This window comes from Flavobacterium tagetis (genome assembly GCF_016735615.1).
Classification (GTDB): domain Bacteria; phylum Bacteroidota; class Bacteroidia; order Flavobacteriales; family Flavobacteriaceae; genus Flavobacterium; species Flavobacterium tagetis.
On sequence record NZ_JAERSF010000002.1, the window covers coordinates 1535003 to 1553545 of the forward strand.

At 32.8% G+C, this 18543-nt stretch carries 15 protein-coding genes, 2 tRNA genes and 1 rRNA gene; 6 read left to right on the top strand and 12 right to left on the bottom strand.

Translation table 11 applies throughout. The features are described from left to right. Window positions 1-138: 138 nt before the first annotated feature. Complete coding sequence (gene lon / locus JI750_RS14135; RefSeq protein WP_202003033.1) at window positions 139-2592, bottom strand: endopeptidase La; 2454 nt, start codon at window positions 2590-2592, stop codon at window positions 139-141. A gap of 275 nt (window positions 2593-2867) precedes the next feature. Between lon and JI750_RS14140 the strand changes: the two genes are divergently transcribed. Genes JI750_RS14140 through JI750_RS14155 form a run of 4 tightly spaced genes read left to right on the top strand, consistent with a single transcriptional unit; the run spans window position 2868 to window position 5751 of the window. Continuing rightward, window positions 2868-3422 (top strand): RNA polymerase sigma factor, encoded by a 555-nt coding sequence (locus JI750_RS14140; protein WP_202003035.1) that lies wholly within the window; start codon window positions 2868-2870, stop codon window positions 3420-3422. 14 nt (window positions 3423-3436) lie between these two features. Further along, window positions 3437-3970 (top strand): anti-sigma factor, encoded by a 534-nt coding sequence (locus JI750_RS14145; RefSeq protein WP_202003037.1) that lies wholly within the window; start codon window positions 3437-3439, stop codon window positions 3968-3970. Beyond that, a complete protein-coding gene (locus JI750_RS14150; RefSeq protein WP_202003039.1) occupies window positions 3954-5012 on the top strand; it encodes a hypothetical protein in 1059 nt (352 codons plus the stop codon). Before JI750_RS14145 ends, JI750_RS14150 begins: the two co-directional genes overlap by 17 nt. Before the next feature lie 19 nt (window positions 5013-5031). Then, complete coding sequence (locus tag JI750_RS14155) at window positions 5032-5751, top strand: head GIN domain-containing protein (RefSeq protein ID WP_202003041.1); 720 nt, start codon at window positions 5032-5034, stop codon at window positions 5749-5751. A 93-nt stretch (window positions 5752-5844) separates the two neighbouring features. Here the strand turns inward: JI750_RS14155 and JI750_RS14160 are convergent, their stop codons facing one another. The 6 genes from JI750_RS14160 to JI750_RS14185 form a co-directional block, all read right to left on the bottom strand. Then, window positions 5845-7170, bottom strand: coding sequence for an MFS transporter (locus JI750_RS14160; RefSeq protein WP_202003043.1), 1326 nt, complete (start codon window positions 7168-7170; stop codon window positions 5845-5847). A 141-nt stretch (window positions 7171-7311) separates the two neighbouring features. After that, entirely contained in the window at window positions 7312-8121 is an 810-nt protein-coding gene (locus tag JI750_RS14165; RefSeq protein ID WP_202003046.1) for a M48 family metallopeptidase, read from the bottom strand. Window positions 8122-8205: 84 nt separating this feature from the next. Continuing rightward, complete coding sequence (locus tag JI750_RS14170) at window positions 8206-10605, bottom strand: glycoside hydrolase family 31 protein (protein WP_202003048.1); 2400 nt, start codon at window positions 10603-10605, stop codon at window positions 8206-8208. Between the two features lie 187 nt (window positions 10606-10792). After that, a complete protein-coding gene (gene glgB, locus JI750_RS14175) occupies window positions 10793-12700 on the bottom strand; it encodes a 1,4-alpha-glucan branching protein GlgB (protein ID WP_202003051.1) in 1908 nt (635 codons plus the stop codon). A 54-nt stretch (window positions 12701-12754) separates the two neighbouring features. Beyond that, the gene (locus JI750_RS14180; RefSeq protein WP_202003054.1) at window positions 12755-14035 is read right to left on the bottom strand and encodes a glucose-1-phosphate adenylyltransferase; all 1281 of its coding nucleotides are present in this window, start codon (window positions 14033-14035) and stop codon (window positions 12755-12757) included. Next, window positions 14025-15452, bottom strand: a complete 1428-nt coding sequence (locus tag JI750_RS14185; protein ID WP_202003057.1) for a glycogen synthase — start codon at window positions 15450-15452, stop codon at window positions 14025-14027. Before JI750_RS14185 ends, JI750_RS14180 begins: the two co-directional genes overlap by 11 nt. Before the next feature lie 116 nt (window positions 15453-15568). Between JI750_RS14185 and JI750_RS14190 the strand changes: the two genes are divergently transcribed. After that, the gene (locus tag JI750_RS14190) at window positions 15569-16435 is read left to right on the top strand and encodes an alpha/beta hydrolase (protein WP_202003061.1); all 867 of its coding nucleotides are present in this window, start codon (window positions 15569-15571) and stop codon (window positions 16433-16435) included. Between the two features lie 49 nt (window positions 16436-16484). Further along, window positions 16485-17129 carry an endonuclease III domain-containing protein gene (locus JI750_RS14195; protein ID WP_202003063.1) on the top strand — a complete coding sequence of 215 codons (645 nt, stop codon included), beginning with the start codon at window positions 16485-16487 and terminating at the stop codon, window positions 17127-17129. Between the two features lies 1 nt (window position 17130). Here JI750_RS14195 and JI750_RS14200 read toward each other — a convergent pair whose 3' ends face one another. From JI750_RS14200 to rrf, 5 genes are all read right to left on the bottom strand, one after another. Then, window positions 17131-17565, bottom strand: a complete 435-nt coding sequence (locus JI750_RS14200; RefSeq protein WP_202003067.1) for a nuclear transport factor 2 family protein — start codon at window positions 17563-17565, stop codon at window positions 17131-17133. Between the two features lie 12 nt (window positions 17566-17577). Then, window positions 17578-18030, bottom strand: coding sequence for a DUF1569 domain-containing protein (locus JI750_RS14205; protein ID WP_202003070.1), 453 nt, complete (start codon window positions 18028-18030; stop codon window positions 17578-17580). Between the two features lie 163 nt (window positions 18031-18193). Beyond that, window positions 18194-18279: transfer RNA gene (locus tag JI750_RS14210), tRNA-Leu, on the bottom strand. Window positions 18280-18285: 6 nt separating this feature from the next. Beyond that, a tRNA-Phe gene (locus tag JI750_RS14215) sits at window positions 18286-18358 on the bottom strand. 71 nt (window positions 18359-18429) lie between these two features. Continuing rightward, window positions 18430-18539 (bottom strand): 5S ribosomal RNA (rrf, locus tag JI750_RS14220). Window positions 18540-18543 lie beyond the last annotated feature (4 nt).

The following is an 18543-nucleotide window of genomic DNA, read 5'->3' on the forward strand; positions in this document are numbered from 1 at the left end:
TAACGTAACTGCAAATATAAAATTATATAACTCTTAAAATAAAACTATACACTAAATAAATTCCAATAAAAAAAAATTCCAAACTCCAATGGAAAAATTGGAATTTGGAATTTAAATATTTAAAAATTTAATTGACGTTTATTTCAATTCTTTAGCATTTTTAACTTTTTGATCAGTCAGAGCTATTGCTAAAACTTCGCTCATTTCCTTCACATAATGAAAAGAAAGGCCTTCTAAGTACTCCGCTTTAATTTCATCAATATCGCTTTTGTTTTCGTGGCAAAGAATAATTTCTTTAATTCCAGCTCTTTTGGCAGCTAATATTTTCTCTTTGATTCCGCCAACTGGAAGCACTTTTCCACGTAAAGTGATTTCTCCTGTCATAGCTAAACTTTTCTTCACTTTTTTCTGAGTTAAAAGCGAAACTAATGAAGTAAGCATTGCAATACCAGCACTTGGTCCATCTTTTGGAGTTGCTCCTTCTGGAACGTGTAAATGGATATTATATTTCTGAAACAATTCTGTACTAATACCTAATTTCTTAGCATTTGCTTTAATATATTCTAATGCAATTGTAGCAGATTCTTTCATTACAGTTCCAAGATTTCCTGTAATAGTCAATGAACCTTTTCCTTCAGAAATTAAAGATTCAATAAACAGAATATCTCCACCAACGCTTGTCCAAGCTAAACCTGTTACAACACCAGCAACATCATTATTTTCGTATTTATCACGCTCTAATCTTGGTACTCCCAAAATTGCTACAATATCTTCATCTGTAACTTTTTTGTTGTACTCCTCTTCCATAGCAACAGATTTCGCTGCATTTCTGATAACTTGAGCAATTTTAGTTTCTAAATTACGAACACCAGATTCTCTTGTATAGCCTTCAATGATTTTTTCTAATTGCTTTTTGCCAATAGTCAAATCTTTTGCAGTTAAACCGTGAGCTTCTAATTGTTTTGGAAATAAATGCCTTTTAGCAATTTCTACTTTTTCTTCGATAGTGTAGCCTGACATTTTAATTACTTCCATTCTGTCACGCAAAGCAGGCTGAATTGCCGCCATATTATTTGACGTCGCAATAAACATCACTTTAGACAAATCATATCCCATTTCAAGGAAATTATCGTAGAAAGCACTGTTTTGCTCTGGATCTAAAACTTCTAATAATGCTGAAGATGGATCACCGCTATTTCCGTTTGACAGTTTATCAATCTCATCTAAAATAAATACCGGATTTGATGTCCCTGCCTTTTTTAAACTCTGAATAATACGTCCAGGCATTGCTCCAATATAAGTTTTTCTGTGTCCGCGAATTTCTGCTTCATCACGTAAACCTCCTAAAGAAATACGAACATACTCACGTCCTAAAGCTTCAGCAACAGAACGACCAATAGAAGTTTTACCAACTCCCGGAGGCCCTGTTAAACATATAATTGGTGATTTCATGTCATTTCGCAATTTTAAAACCGCCAAATGCTCAATCATTCTTTTCTTTACTTCATCAAGTCCGAAATGGTCTTTATCTAAAACTTTCTGCGCATGTTTTAAATCAAATTTATCTTTAGAAAATTCGCCCCAAGGTAATTCTAAAAACAGCTCCAAATAATTACGCTGAATTCCGAAATCTGGCGATTGCGGATTCATACGACGCATTTTAGATAATTCTTTTTCGAAATGTTTCTGCGTTTTTTCGTCCCATTTTTTGGTTTTCGCTTTCTGTCCCATTTCGTCCATTTCCTCTTCCTGAGAAACGCCACCCAATTCTTCTTGAATGGTTTTCATTTGCTGGTGAAGGAAATATTCTCTTTGTTGCTGGTCTAAATCAAAACGAACTTTTGACTGGATGTCGTTCTTCAATTCTAATTTTTGAAGCTCAACATTCATGTAACGTAAAGTCTCTAAAGCACGTTCTTTTAATCCATTTATCGATAAAAGTCCTTGTTTCTCTTTTACGGATAAATTCATGTTTGAAGACACGAAATTGATCAAAAATGATTGGCTCTCAATGTTTTTAATAGCAAAAGTAGCTTCCGAAGGAATGTTTGGGCTTTCTTTTATGATTTGAATCGCTAATTCTTTTACAGAATCTAAAATCGCTGTAAATTCAGTATCATTTTCGTCTGGACGTTCTTCTGCAACTTCTTTGATGGTTGCTGTCAAATAAGGCTCTTCTAAAACAACTTCGTCAATTTCAAAGCGTTTTTTACCCTGAAGAATAACCGTAACATTTCCGTCTGGCATTTTAAGCACACGTAAAATACGCGCTACAGTTCCTATTTTATGAATATCATCTTTTGACGGATCTTCGTCTTCTTCATTAATTTGAGATACAACACCAATAATTTTCCCTCCTGCATTGGCGTCGTTAATTAGTTTGATAGACTTATCTCTTCCCGCAGAAATCGGAATAACAACTCCAGGAAACAATACAGTATTGCGTAAAGGTAAAATTGGAAGAGAAACAGGAAGCTCTTCATTATTCATTTCCTCCTCGTCTTCTGGCGTCAATAATGGAATTAATTCTGCCTCTGAGTCAAATTCTTGAAGTGACAGATTGTCAATAGTAAGTATTTTATGGTTTGACATAATAAAATATAAGTCGTTTTGTCATTAAAATTGTTGTGCTATCTGTAAAAGGAGTATTGCTTATTGAAGTTTTTACTGAAAACAAGTTTCGTTTTTCGATTACAAGATAGGGCATAAAAATAGACAATCATTATGCCAAAACCAAAAGAAGTCAGTTTTAAAAAATTATATTTTCACTTTTGGTGGGATCAAATTAAAAAAAAATAAAATTAATTTTATAAAAGTGTAACAAACAAAAAAAGGCACAGTCCTTTATAAAAACCAAAAGCCATTACTTGAGTCAAAACAACCAAAATATCGAAGAACTAATTGCGCTTTGTAAAAGCAACAATCAAAAAGCGCAATTTGAAATATACAATCGCTATTGTAAGGCGATGTATAACGTGGCTTTTCGTATTGTAAAAGACGAACATTTTGCACAAGACGTCATGCAGGAAGGTTTCTTAAAAGCTTTTACGAAAATCAATGACTATAAACAAGAAGTGGCTTTTGGAGCATGGTTAAAAAAAATAATCATCAATTATAGCATCGATTTTTATAAGAAAAACAACTCTTTTCAAGTAGAAGATTTAAGTAAACAGCTTTATAAAATCGAAGAAAACGATGGAATAATTTCTGAAAATATTGACTTAAACTCTTTAAAAGTAAAACAGGTTTTAGATACAATTCTGCAGCTGAAAGATAATTACAGAATGGTGCTGACACTTTTTTACATTGAAGGCTATGATCAAGAAGAAATCTGCGAAATTTTAAACATTACTTATGCAAATTGCAGAACGACTTTGAGCAGAGCCAAAGATAGTTTGAGAAAAAAATTGGAAGAGATATAAAATGAATTGGAATTATGAAAAATGAAAAAGACAACTTAGACGAATTATTCAGCAAGTTTGAAAATCAATGGGATGTTGAGGAATTAAATTCTGATCATCAGATGGATTTTCTTCAAAAGCTAAACAAAAAAGAGCCTAAGAAACGATATTGGTTCGTAACTGCTATTGCCGCTTCGATTGTATTGATGCTTGGAGTCTCTCTTTTTTATAAAAATGAAAAACCAAAAGAATTCAAATTTGCTTCTAAAGAGACTAAACGCACCGATTCTATTTTCAATATTCTAATTGACAACGAATTGGTTAAACTAAAAGAGAAAAATTCGCCAGAGAATCAGCAGATTATTGATGATGCGATGAAACAGATGAAAACTTTTGACGCTGATTATCAAAAAATCATAAATGAACTGCAAAAGAATGGTGAAAACAAACAGATTATTTATGCGATGATTAGTAATCTACAAACGCGCATCTCTTTTTTGCAAACCGTTCTAAAAAGAATTGAAGACAACGAAAAACTAAAAAACACCTCTAATGAAAAAACACTATAACTTACTCATCTTATTTCTTTTGATTCCTTTCTTTGGATTTTCAAATGATGACTCTTTTATAACAAAACAAAAAAATATTAAAAAAACCTATATCGTAAATTCGAATGCAGGAATTGATATTGACAACAAATACGGAAGCATCACTGTGACAACTTGGGACGAAGATAAAATTGATCTGGACATTACCATAAAAGTGAATGGCCCTAACGAAAATTGGGTAAACGAACGATTAAATAGCATTGATGTAGATATCACAGCTCTTAAAAGCATGGTTACTGCTGTAACTTCACTAGGAAGTTCTAATATTAAAAGCAAAGGAAGCAATAATAGTTTTGAAATCAACTATATTATTAAAATTCCAAAAAACGGAACAATTAAACTAGCCAATAAATACGGAAATATTTCTATTCCAAGTGCAGAATCTTCTACAGATATTGAATGTAAATACGGAAAAGTTACTTTGGGAAAATTAAACGGATCCAATAATCAAATTTCTATTCAGTATTGTCAGAATTCAAGTATTGATTTTATAAAAGCAGGAAATATTGACGCTAGATATTCTGGTCTAAAAATTAATGATTCTGGAAATTTGAATATAAATGCAAGTTATACAGATGTTAATCTAAATGACGGTCAAAATATTAAAGCGGACTGTAATTATGGAACATTTAAATTTCAAAAAATCAATTCTTTAAGCGGTTCAGGAAATTATTTGACTTTTGTTATTGGAGAAGTTTCAAGCAACTTTAGCTATGATACCAATTACAGTAAAATCAATATCGGAACAGTAACCGAAAAAGCCGGTAACATTGCAATAAACTCAGGATATACAGATATTTCAATTGGTTATATGCCAAACTATGCTTTTGACTTTGACATTTCGGCGAGATATTCGAATATTAAACATGATAATTCTCTAGAAGTTTCAGTTTCTGAAGTCAAAAGCAACAGCAAAAGAATTGCCGGTTTTTACAAGAAAAAAGGTCAAAACAAAATCAATATCAATTCCAACTATGGAAATATTTCGCTAACAAAAAATTAATCATCTAAAAATCAAATCAATGAAAAAGTCAATTTTACTATTCGCGCTAGCTGTATTTTTTACAAATAACACAGTTAATGCACAAAACAAAGTACAAGGTAACGGAAAGATAGTTACCGAAACAAGATCTACTGGAGATTATGACGGCATAAAAATAGCAGGTTCTTTTGATGTAGATTTAGTGTCTGGTAAAGAAGGAAAAATCACGATCAAGGGAGAAGAAAATTTATTAGCCGTTATCAAAGTTGAAGTTGAAGATAATTCACTAAAAATTTATGTAGAAAAAGGCACTCAAATCCGTACAAGTAATGGTAAAATTCAAGTTACCGTTACATTTGAAAAAATTTCTGAATTAAGTTTAGCTGGTTCAGGAGATATTAAGTCGAAAGACGTAATTAAAAATGATAATCTTGCAGTAAAATTGTCTGGTTCAGGAAATTTCAATCTGCCAGTTGACACAAATAACTTAGAATTGCATGTAAGCGGATCTGGAAATATCCATTTAAAAGGAACTGCAGATAAACTTACAACTAAACTTTCTGGTTCTGGCGATATTGACGCTTCGGCCTTAAAATCTAAAATTGTAGAAGCAAACGTTTCTGGTTCTGGAAATAGCAAAGTGACTTGTGCCGAAAGTATTACAGCAAGAGTTGCTGGTTCAGGAAATATAAAATACATAGGAAATCCTGAGAAAAGAGATGTAAAAGTTTCTGGCTCTGGAACTATTACAAAAGGTTAATTATTTAAAAAAATATCACGAATTACAAAAAAATCATCAATCAAATAAAATCCTTGCAATTCGTGATATTGTTTGTTAGAAAAGACGTTTCGATTAATTTGAAACGTCTTTTTTATGCACTCTTCTTAAAAGGAATATTGACGTTATAAAGAAAATTGCTAAAATCACAATTGCCGCACGCGGACTTCCTGTAATCTGATCAATAATTCCGTAAACACACATTCCTATTACAATTCCAATTTTTTCTGCTACATCATAAAAACTAAAGAATGATGCCGTATCTTCTGTTTCTGGCAATAATTTGGAATAGGTAGAACGAGACAGAGCCTGAATTCCTCCCATTACAAATCCAGCAACCGTTGCCATTACATAAAAATGCGTTGGCAATGTAATAAAATATGCCAAAGCACAAAAAACTGCCCAAATCGCATTTATAAAAATTAAAGTTGGAACGTTGCCAAACTTTTCAGAAGCTCTAGAAGTTAAAACCGCACCAACTACAGCTACCAATTGAATTATTAAAATACAAATAATCAAACCTATTGTGCTTTGCTCTTTGGTTTCCCATTGAATTTCTTGAGCTCCAAAATAAGTTGCTACAAGCATAACAGTTTGAACAGCCATACTAGAAACAAAAAAACCTCCTAAATAACGTCTTAACGGAATATTATCTTGTAATAAACCCCAAACCTTTTTTAACTCTTTAAATCCATTAAATATTACAGATTTTGTTAGCTTCTGTCCAGTTTCTTTGCTTCCTTTTGGCAAATAGTAATAAGTATATTGGCTGAATAAAATCCACCAAACACCAACCATTATAAAAGAATATCGCATAGCTTTCATTGCCGCTTCCCCTTCAGTGCCTGATATTCCAAAAAGTTTTGGCTTCATTATCATTGCTAAGTTGATGATTAACAAAATAACGCTTCCTATATATCCTAAAGAATATCCTTTAGCACTAATTCTGTCTTGCTGTTCTTCAAAAGCGATATCTGGCAAATAAGAATTATAAAAAACCAAACTTCCCCAATATCCTAACAATCCTAGAAAATAAAATGCTAATCCAACGTAAATATTTTCAAGATCAAACCAATACAATCCCATACATGATAAAGCCCCCATATAACAGAAAAATTTCATGAAGGATTTTTTGTTTCCGACATAATCGGCAATTCCAGATAATAATGGAGAAATGAAGGAAACTACTAAAAACGCAGCAGCTGTAATAAAACTAATTAAAGCCGAATTTTTAAGATGCATTCCGAAAACATCAATATAATGATCGCGATCACTGAACAAAGCTTCATAAAAAATTGGAAATACAGCAGAAGCAATCGTCAAAGTGTAAACCGAATTGGCCCAGTCATAAAATGCCCAAGCATTTAAAAGCTTCTTATCTCCTTTTTGTAGGTTTTTCATAGAAATGGTTTTGTTAATAGGCTACGAATTTATCTAATTTTTATCATAATCAAATAGAAATTATCTAATTCGTTCATTAATAAATTATAAACAAAAAAAGCTATTCGAGATGAATAGCTTTTTATTAGTGTAAAAATATATTTATTTGATAGTTCCTACTTTTAACGCAATTGCTTTTGCTTCTGGAATTAAAGCTTTAATATTTGCAATCCTTGTAGCATCAGAAGGGTGTGTACTCATAAATTCTGGTGAAGAAGATCCTCCAGATTTGGCAGCCATTCTGCTCCAGAAAGCAACAGCATCATCTGGATTGTAACCTGCGATTGCCATTAAAGTCAAACCAATTTTGTCAGCCTCACTTTCGTTGCTTCTGCTAAATGGAAGCATAACTCCTACTTCAGAACCAATTCCGTACGCTTGTGCAAATATTTGTTGTGTTGCTTCAGATTTTCCGCTTGTTGCTGCCCCTAAGGCTGCTCCACCAATTTGCTGCAATTGTGCTGCAGACATTCTTTGTGCTCCATGGTTTGCTAAAGCGTGAGAAACTTCATGTCCCATTACAGTTGCCAAACCAGATTCGTTTTGAGTAACTGGCAGAATTCCAGAATACACTACAATTTTTCCTCCTGGAAGGCACCACGCATTTACTTCTTTATTATCAACTAATTTATATTCCCAGCGATAATCTTTTAAGTATTGCGTCTGACCTAAATAATTTAAATATTTTTCTGCTGCAGCTTTTATCTTAAACCCTACAGTTTCTACAAGTTTTGCATCTGCTGTTCCCGTAATAACCTTATTCTCAGTTAAAAACTGGCTATATTGCTGAAAAGAAGATGGAAATAATTCGCTATTCGAAACAAAATTCAAGTTTTGTTTCCCAGTAATTGGATTTGTTGCACACCCTATCATAAGTGCTCCAAAAACCCCTAAAAACACATACTTTTTCATAATTTGAGCTATTTTAGTAACAAAAATACGATTAAAAAAGATAAAATGTTTTATACATTACGGCAAAAAAATATCAAAATTTAACTAGTCTCCAATAATATGCAGCTCATTAAACTCTTTATCAACAATCAGGAAATTATTTATATCAAAATTAATTTTATCAAATTCAATTTTTTCATTGTCAATTTCAATTTCCTTAACTTTAAATGGAAGTCCTATTAAATTGATTTTATATTTAGAATACGGAGTTTCGTATTTTCCTTCTTTGTGAAGCTGAATAATTAGCTCTTTTTCTTTCCCAATATTTCTCAGTGACAAATAGCTGTAACGTCCCTTCTTATAATCATAACCATCTTGGGCGTCTTCATAAACTGCCGACTGTTCTTTGCCGTTTTTATAATAAACATCAAGTGTAAGCTCATCAAATTCTAATTCGCCTACATATTGCTGAACCGGATATTTAGGAATAATAGCACCAGCTTTTACAAAAACCGGAATCTCATCAAATTTACTATCAATCCAAATTTCTCTTCCACCAATAAAAAGCTCATTTGTCCAATAGTTATACCATTCTCCTCTAGGAATATACATACGTCTACCTACAGCGTTAGGTTCAAGAATTGGGCAGACCAAAATTTGGTTTCCAAAGATAAATTCATCATTACGGTAATGTGTCTGCGTATCGTCCTGATCAAAATAAACTAATGGTTTTAGCATCGGAACTCCTTCTTCAATATATTGCCAAAACATGGTATATAAATAAGGAAGCAATTGATAGCGAAGGCTAACAAATTTTCTAGTGATATTAATTACTTCTTCGTCAAAAGACCATGGTTCTTGATTTCCGTGATCTCCTGAAGAGTGTGTTCTACAAAACGGATGAAAAACGCCTAATTGAATCCAACGAGCATACAACTCGCCTGAAGGCTGTTCTGCAAATCCACCAATGTCAGAACCTGTGAATCCCATTCCTGAAATAGACATTCTCTGCACTTGTATATTTGCAATCCATAAATGTTCCCAAGTTGCCACATTATCTCCTGTCCAAGAAGAAGTGTATCGTTGCGCTCCAGAATAAGCCGATCTTGTAATTACAAATGGACGTTTTGGATAAGCAAATCGTTTCACTCCATGATAGGTTGCTCTTGCCATCTGAGTTCCGTAAATATTATGGGCTTTTCTATGACTGCAAGGATTTCCATCGTAAAAATGGCGAACATCCATCGGAAATGTTTTATTTGGAACTTCCATTACTGCAGGTTCATTCATATCATTCCAAACTCCTTTCACACCTATTTCTGAAACTAATTCTTTAAATAAACCAGCCCACCATTCTCTAACTGCAGGGTTTGTATAATCTGGAAAATTACATTCACCTGGCCAGACTTTTCCTTTCATATAAGGTCCGTCGGCTCTTTTGCAGAAATAATCTTTCTCTAAAGCTTCTTTATAAACCCAATAATCTTTGTCAATTTTGATTCCCGGATCTATAATTACAACAGTTTTAAAACCATCTTCGGCTAATTCAGCGACCATTTTTTTTGGATCTGGAAAATAGTTTTTATTCCAAGTAAAACATCGAAAACCATCCATATAATCAATGTCCAAATATATGGCATCGCAGGGAATTTGAAGTTCCCTGAATTTTGAAGTAATTTCTTTCACTTTACTTTCTGGATAGTAACTCCATTTACATTGATGATAGCCTAAAACCCAAAGTGGCGGTAATTCTGGTTTTCCTGTTAAATCGGTATAAGTAGTTACAACATCTTGCATTTGTGGGCCATAAATGAAATAATAGTTCATTTCACCACCTTCTGCCCAAAAACTGGTAATATTTCTTCTTTCCTGACAAAAATCAAAGAAAGTTCTAAAGGTATTGTCAAAAAATATTCCGTACGACTGTTTGTTATGTAAGCCAATGTAAAACGGAACAACTTTATATAAAGGTTCCTGATCTTTTTGGTAAGCATATTGATCTGTAGCAAAATTTTCTACTCTCTTGCCCTTAAGATTCATTTGAGTGGCTTTATCTCCAAGACCATAATAACATTCTCCGTCTTTAGAGTATTTACTCATTTTTACAATATTTCCGCCATATTCGTAGCTTTCTTCCCAATGAAAACCAAGCTCATCTTCCAGAATTAGAAAATCGTTTAAATCATAAATGGAGAGACGAAGATCTGCTTTTTGGATTTTGCATTTTACTTTGCTTGTTCTAATCTGGAAATACGTTTCTTCCTCAGTCAGTTCCAAAAAATTATAACCGTGAAGCTGCGTTTTATCAATAGCGTATGAGAAGTCGTTACTGAAATAACCTTTTGTAGTAAAACGAAATCGGATTAAACTATCTCGAAGAATAGTAACTTTTAAAATTACTTTGTTATCCGTGTTAAAGAAAATAGAATCTCCTTCATGTTCATAAGAGACAATTTTTGATGGGTATAAATCGCCTTTGTATTCTAATGATGTGTTTGTAATCATATCTCGAATGAATTAATTTAACATTTTCCTTCTATTCAAACATACAAAAAAAGTTCGTAACACCCTATGAATAAAAGGTTTATTAACGAAAACGTTTTTTCTGAATGAGTTTCAAATTACAAAAGAAAAAATCAACAATTTGATAATTTTGAAACGATATAATGACAAAATCTCACTTCAAGATTTTTTATTCAATCAAAGAATACATAGTAACACTTAAAGGCGGTAAAATTAATGCTGCAGAAAAATCTCTTCCATCATAACCGATTGTTTCAATTTTTAATGCTTTAGAATTTTCGACACCGCCTCCACCATAAATTACAGCATCACTATTAAAAATCTCTTGCAATTTTCCTTTTTTAGGAATTCCTATTCTGTAATTTTCTCGAACAACTTGAGTAAAATTACAGACCACAATTAAATTCTCATCAGGATTATTTCCTTTACGGATGTAAGATAAAATCGCATTTTGATGATCTGAATAATTAATCCATTCAAAACCATCACCTCTAAATTGCTTTTCATACAAGGCAGGCTGAGACTTATACAATTGATTCAAATCTGTAATCAATCTTTTTATTCCAGAATGAAAGTCATATTGCAGCAAATGCCAGTCTAAACTTTGTTCGAAATTCCATTCAGAAGTTTGACCAAATTCGGCTCCCATAAACAAGAGTTTCGTTCCGGGATGCGTAAACATATAGCCATACAAAAGTCTCAAATTTGCAAAACGCTGCCATTCATCGCCAGGCATTTTATAAATAAGCGAATTTTTACCATACACCACTTCGTCATGCGAAAACGGAAGCATGAAATTTTCAGTAAAAGCATAAGTCATCGAAAAAGTCAATTCATTCTGATGGTATTTCCTATAGACCGTCTCTTTTTGAAAATATTTAAGAGTGTCGTGCATCCATCCCATCATCCATTTCATTCCAAAACCTAAACCTCCTATGGAAGTGGGTCTTGAAACCATAGGAAACGAAGTGCTTTCTTCTGCAATAGTCTGAACTCCATTAAAATTAGAATAAATTACTTCGTTAAATTCTTTAAGAAAACTAATTGAGTCCAAATTTTCTCTTCCTCCAAAAATATTAGCTTCCCATTCGCCATCTTTTCTAGAATAATCCAAATAAAGCATAGACGCTACAGCATCAACACGAAGTCCATCTATGTGATAATTCTGAAGCCAAAAAATAGCATTGCTTATTAAGAAAGCTCGAACTTCATTTCTTCCATAATTGAAAACAAGGCTTTTCCAATCTGGATGATATCCTTTTCTGCGATCAGGATGTTCATACAAATGAGAACCATCAAAAAAACCTAAACCGTGCGCGTCATCTGGAAAATGTGACGGAACCCAATCTAAAATTACTCCAATTCCTTCCTGATGCAATCGATCCACCAAAACCATAAAATCCTGTGGTTTACCAAAGCGTGAAGTCGGTGCAAAATAACCCGTTAATTGATATCCCCAAGAAGGATCATACGGATATTCCATAACAGGCATAAACTCAACATGGGTAAAACCAGTTTCTTTTACGTATTTGACTAACTCATCTGCGAGTTCCAAATAAGTTAAAAACCGATTATGCTCTGCTCTTTTCCAAGATCCCAAATGCACTTCATAAACCGAATATGGTTTGTCTAATGCATTATATTCCTGACGTTTCTGCATCCAATTTTGATCTTTCCACTTATAATCCAAATCCCAAACTACAGAGGCTGTGTGAGGAGGTTTTTCGCAATAACGAGCAAAGGGATCGGCCTTTTCCGTAATTACACCATTGATATTGGATTGAATTTTATACTTATAAAGCGCTCCTTTCGAAATATCAGGAATAAATCCTTCCCAAATTCCCGAAGAATCCCAGCGTACATTTAAATTATGTTCACCCTGTGTCCAATAATTGAAATCGCCAACTACAGAAACAGATTGAGCCGTTGGAGCCCAAACAGCAAAATAAACGCCTTTAACTCCGTTCACCTCAGTTAAATGAGCTCCTAATTTTTCATATAATCTGAAGTGTTTGCCAGCTTTGAATAAATCTATATCAAAATCGGTAAAAAGAGAATGTGCGATTACTTTTGTCATATTTGGTTTTTATGGCGATTGGAATTTGGAATTTTTATATTGTTTTTTCAGATTTTATTCAATTCTAAAATTATCAGAAAGAGTAACTCCTTTTTTAATAACTACGATTCCATCTTTTATGCTGTACAATTCATTCGTAAAATTGTCCAAATGTTTACCTCCGCTAATATGAACATTATTTCCAATACGGACATTTTTATCAATCAAAGCGTTATTTATAAAGCAGTTTTCGCCAATTCCGACATGAATTTTATTAATACTGCTTTCTTGATTTAATTCTTCAAGATCTTGATAGAAATCATTTCCCATTACATAACAGTTCTCCAAAACAGTTCCTTCTCCTATTCTTGAGCGAATTCCAATTACAGAACTTTTGATTTCTTTGGCATTGATTATACAGCCTTCAGAAATTAAAGATTGATTGATAATCGAATTTCTAAATTTAGAAGGCGGTAATAATCTCGGCCTTGTAAAAATTTTATTCTCGTTATCAAACAAATTGAACTCCGGAATATCTGCAGTTAAACCAATATTAGCTTCGAAAAATGATTCGATATTACCAATATCAGTCCAATAGCCTTCATATTGATAACTCAGAATTTTATGCTTTCCAACAGATTGCGGAATGATTTCTTTACCAAAATCTTTTGTTTCTTGGTCTGCCATTAATTCTTCCAGCAATGATTTATTGAAAATATAAATCCCCATCGAAGCTAGATATTTTTTGCCTTTTTCCTGCATTTGCTCACTCACTTCAGATTCCCACTCTGGCAATAACGAAGCGTGTGGTTTTTCGATAAATGCATGAATATTGTTTTCGTGATCTGTTTTAAGGATTCCAAATTCAGGAGCATCTTTAGCATTTACAGGCAAAGTTGCAATAGAAATTTCAGCATCAGCAGCAATATGCGCTTCCAGCATTTCATTAAAATCCATTTGATACAATTGATCTCCTGAAAGAATTAAAGCGTGATCGAAATCGTGTTTTAAAAAATGCGACATACATTGTCTAACTGCATCTGCCGTTCCTTGAAACCAAGTTGGATTATCTGGAGTTTGTTCAGCTGCCAATATATCAACAAAAGACTGACTAAAAATACTGAAATTAAAAGTGTTTTTAATATGAGCATTTAGTGATGCAGAATTAAATTGTGTCAAGACAAATATTTTAAAAATATCAGAATTGATACAATTCGAAATCGGAATATCAACCAAACGGTATTTTCCTCCAATCGGAACCGCCGGTTTTGATCTTGTTTCTGTCAATGGAAATAAACGTGAACCTTGTCCACCTCCTAAAATAATGGCAACTACATTTTTCTTTTTAAATTTCATCTTGCTGAATTATTAAGTTGTATATTTCGATATATTCTTGGCAAACACTCTCCCAGGAATGATCTGCTGACATTCCTCGTTTTAAAACTTTGTTGAAATTGATTTTATCCTCATACAACCTAACTGCACGATTTATTGAATAGCATATATCGGCCACAGATGCCTGATCATGGCAAACCCCGTTTCCTTCATCTCCAAAATCAATAACCGTATCTCTTAATCCTCCCGTTCTTCTAACAATCGGAATTGTTCCGTATCGCATCGCATACATCTGATTCAATCCGCAAGGTTCTACCCTAGAAGGCATTAAAATATAATCTGAACCCGCATAAATCAAATGCGCTAAATCTTCATTATAACCTATAAAAACATTGTAATTTCCTTTATAATCATTCCTTAACTGAGTCAACTGTGATTCAATTGCTGCATTTCCTGATCCTAAAATCAAAATATTAATTTCTTCGAAATGTTCTGACAAGGCCAAAGCAGAAGCATGCGGAAGCAAATCGCCTCCTTTTTCCTCAAACAATCTACCAATAAAGCTAAACAGTGGTTTTGAAGGATCTAAATCAAATTCCTCACACAGTTTTTCTTTATTTTTCTTTTTTCCTACTTCAAAATCTTCAATCGAATAATTTTCTGCAATCATTTGATCTTTCATCGGGTTCCAAACCTCAATATCAATTCCGTTTAAAATTCCTTTTGATTTGTTTCGTACAGAATTAAACAAAGATTCTAAGCCATTGGCAGAAATATTAATTTCATTTAAATAACTTGGAGAAACGGTAGTTACCGCGTTCGCACATTTGATACCTACCGCCAAAGAATTTATCGAATTGTTCCATTCTAAAAATCCAACATGTCTCAAATCAAATTCTGGCAGATAATATAGCTTATCAAAACCAAACCATCCTTGATACAAACCATTATGAATTGTTATGGCAGTTTTCACATCTTTTAAATTCTCATATTTATAAGCAAACTGAAGCAAAAAAGGAATAACCCCTGTATGATGATCATGGCAGTTAATAACATCTGGAATTTTATTTCGCGCTATAATCCAATCGAGTGTTGCAATTTGAAATGATAAAAATCTTTCTATATCATCTTCATAGCCATAAACATTCGGGCGATTAAATAATTCATCAATTTCTATTAGATACAGTTCATATCCTAATTTATCCGTGGTTTCCTTTAAGACACTAAACGGAAAATGAAAATTTCCTAATTTAACTGTTCCCCAATGAACACATTCAAAATCATTTTCACGTCTAAACTTTGTGTCATAACAAGGAATTACAACTCTAACATCATGTCCTGCAGATTGCTGATATTTAGGCAATGCGCCAACTACATCTCCCAAGCCTCCAACCTTCGCAACAGGATAACATTCTGCACTAATATGAAATATTTCCATTCAAGAAATTAATTTATGATTATAGATAAGAAGCAATCATTTAAATGCTATTTTTATGCTTTTTAAATTTAGCAAAAAAACAAGCAAAATCCTTCTTTTAAATCAGTTTTATTGAAATGGCAAAAAAGGCAATTAATCCTACTAAATCATTAAAAATTCCGAAGATTATTATAATTTCTGCGAAAATTTGTGCTTTTATATCAACAAAATTAGTAACAAAGTTTGCGGCAAAGATTTTTACAAGTCCAATAAAGCACAAAGTTCCAAAACGCGAGTTGGAAATGGATTCAAAAAGTCAGCAAAAGTTAGTTTATGTTCCTGCTATTGACAAAAGTGTAGTCACTTATATATATGGTAAAAGCCAACGAAAAATATTATTGGTTCACGGCTGGTCAGGAAGAGGAACTCAACTTTTTAAGATTGCCGATGAACTACTAGCAAATGGCTATTCTACAGTTAGCTTTGATGCGCCTGCTCACGGAAAATCAAAAGGACAAACCACAATAATGTCTGAATTTATAGCTTCTATATTAGAAATAGAAAAACAATTTGGCCCTTTTGAAATTGCAATAGGGCATTCTTTAGGCGGAATGTCTGTCCTTAACTCTATCAAAGACGGACTTAAAGTAGATAAAGCAGTAATAATAGGAAGTGGTGATATAGTTCAGGATATTTTAGATGAATTTATATTTAAATTAGGATTGAAGAAAGAAATTAGCATACATCTAAGAGATTATTTTGAAAGTATGTACCAAGTTAAAATGGATGATTTTTCAGCTTATAAAGCTGCTCAGAAAGTAGAAATCCCAGTTTTGGTTATGCATGATAAAGACGATCCTGAAGTTTCTGTTAAAGCAGGAATGCATATTCATGAAAATCTTAAAAATGGTACTTTGTTTTTGACTGAAGGACTTGGGCACCGAAAAATCTTAGGAAATCAGAATGTTATTAAAAAGATTTTAGATTTTATTAAAAATGCTTAATTTTAGTTATACAAAAAAACTAATTATCAATATTTTAAATTTAAGCAAAATGAATTTATTTAGTGAAGATGAAGATTGGGAAGCTAAATTGAAGCCTATTTTAAAAAAATACAAAAGCAAGAAGCATCCGCTTGAATATCAAAATACTTATCAATTATTAGTGATGGTTATTCTCTCTGCGCAAGATTCTGATGCCAATATAAATACAATAGCCCCAAAATTATTCGAAAAATATCCAACATTAAAAAGTATATCGCAAACAGATATAGAAACTTTTACATCACACATTACTAAAGTTCGAAATTATACCACAAAAGCACAATGGATTCTAGATATAGCAAAAACTATTAAAGAAGATGCAAATATTCCTTTAACAATGTCAGGTTTGACAGCGCTAAAAGGTGTCGGTAGAAAATCTGCGAATGTTATTCTAAGAGAAACAAATAAACCCGCAGAAGGAATTATTGCTGACTTACATGTTATTCGTGTTGCTCCGAGAATTGGAATTATAAAAGAAAGTAAAGATGGAAATAAGGTAGAAAAAGACTTAATGCAAATTCTTCCTAAGAATATTTGGTCAGAAATAGGAATGGCAATTTCTTTTTTAGGAAGAGAAACTTGCAGACCAAAACCAAAATGTATTGAATGTCTTTTAGCAGATATCTGCCTCTATTACCAAACAGAAGTAGTGTAAACTATTTTCTTCTAGTATCAATTAAAAAAATAATCTTCCAAGAATCTTTTTCTTTAAACAATGTAAAGGCATTCACTCCTGTATGACTTAGTTTGTCATTTACATAAAATTCATACGGAGTCCAAACATGTGCCATACTTCCATCAATCTGAATATTGTAGCTTAAAATTTTCTCTTGAAATTTCATACTTGCAGGAATTGAAGCAATAGATTTGTAAAATTCTTTCGCACTTTCATTCGACAATTTATTCCCTTTTACAGTGCTTTCGCTAATGGACTGCAATATCATTTTATCTGCACAAACTAACTTAATCTTTGATGAATCTCTCTGGTGAAACCCTTCAAAAAAAGATTCAATGCATTTTTGTACTTCTTGTTTTTGAGCATTAGAAGATAATCCCAAAAGAAGAAAAAAGAAAATTATATACGTTTTCATCGCTTAAAAAATTTAAACACCAAATTGAGAGAAATGATGGTCTAAATGTTTTGCAAACATATTATTCCATTCTTTAGAAGATAATTTACCAAAAGAAAGTGATTCTTTCCCTTCAAATTCTTTTTCACCTAATTCTTGCGTTTTTTGAATATAGGTAATCAATCTGTTTTTTTCTAGCACAAAATCACGATCTCCTTTAATAATAAATTGCGGAGATGTACTAAGATTTCTTGGATAAGGCGATTCGCTTACTACTTTGTTTTTAGCTAATAGTTTTAAAAGAAGCTTCATAAAAACATTTGGTTTAGGATGAATAGTATCATAAACCATTTCATACGTTACATTGCAGTGAGCTAGCATTTGGTCAACAGACATTTTTCCCCAAAGTGGCTGAGAATCCGTTTTAAGCTTATTAATTCTAGTAACAAATCGATCACAATCTTCTTTAAGAAAAACATTTTGCATAGCTGAAAGTAATAGTTAAAGTTAAATACAGAAGTAAAAATATAAAATTTCTGATTAAAACAGCTTTTAAGGTTTAATATTTTAGAATATTGATAAAGAGAAAACCTATTTCAGTTTAGAGCAAAAAAAAACTTCAATCAACAAAAGCTAATTGAAGTTTTAGTACTCAGAGCGGGACTTGAACCCGCACGAACATTGCTGTTCACTGGATTTTAAGTCCAGCGTGTCTACCAATTTCACCATCCGAGCATAATGTGGTACCTCCAGGGATCGAACCAGGGACACATGGATTTTCAGTCCATTGCTCTACCATCTGAGCTAAGGTACCATTTTTACTTATATTTCTATAAGTAAAAGTTTGAATAAAAAACCCCGTTCAAAAAACAGGGTTTTTCAAAAGAAAGGCGACGACATACTCTCCCACAATGATGCAGTACCATCTGCGCAGGCGGGCTTAACTTCTCTGTTCGGGATGGGAAGAGGTGAGCCCCGCCGCAATAACCACCTTAAGGC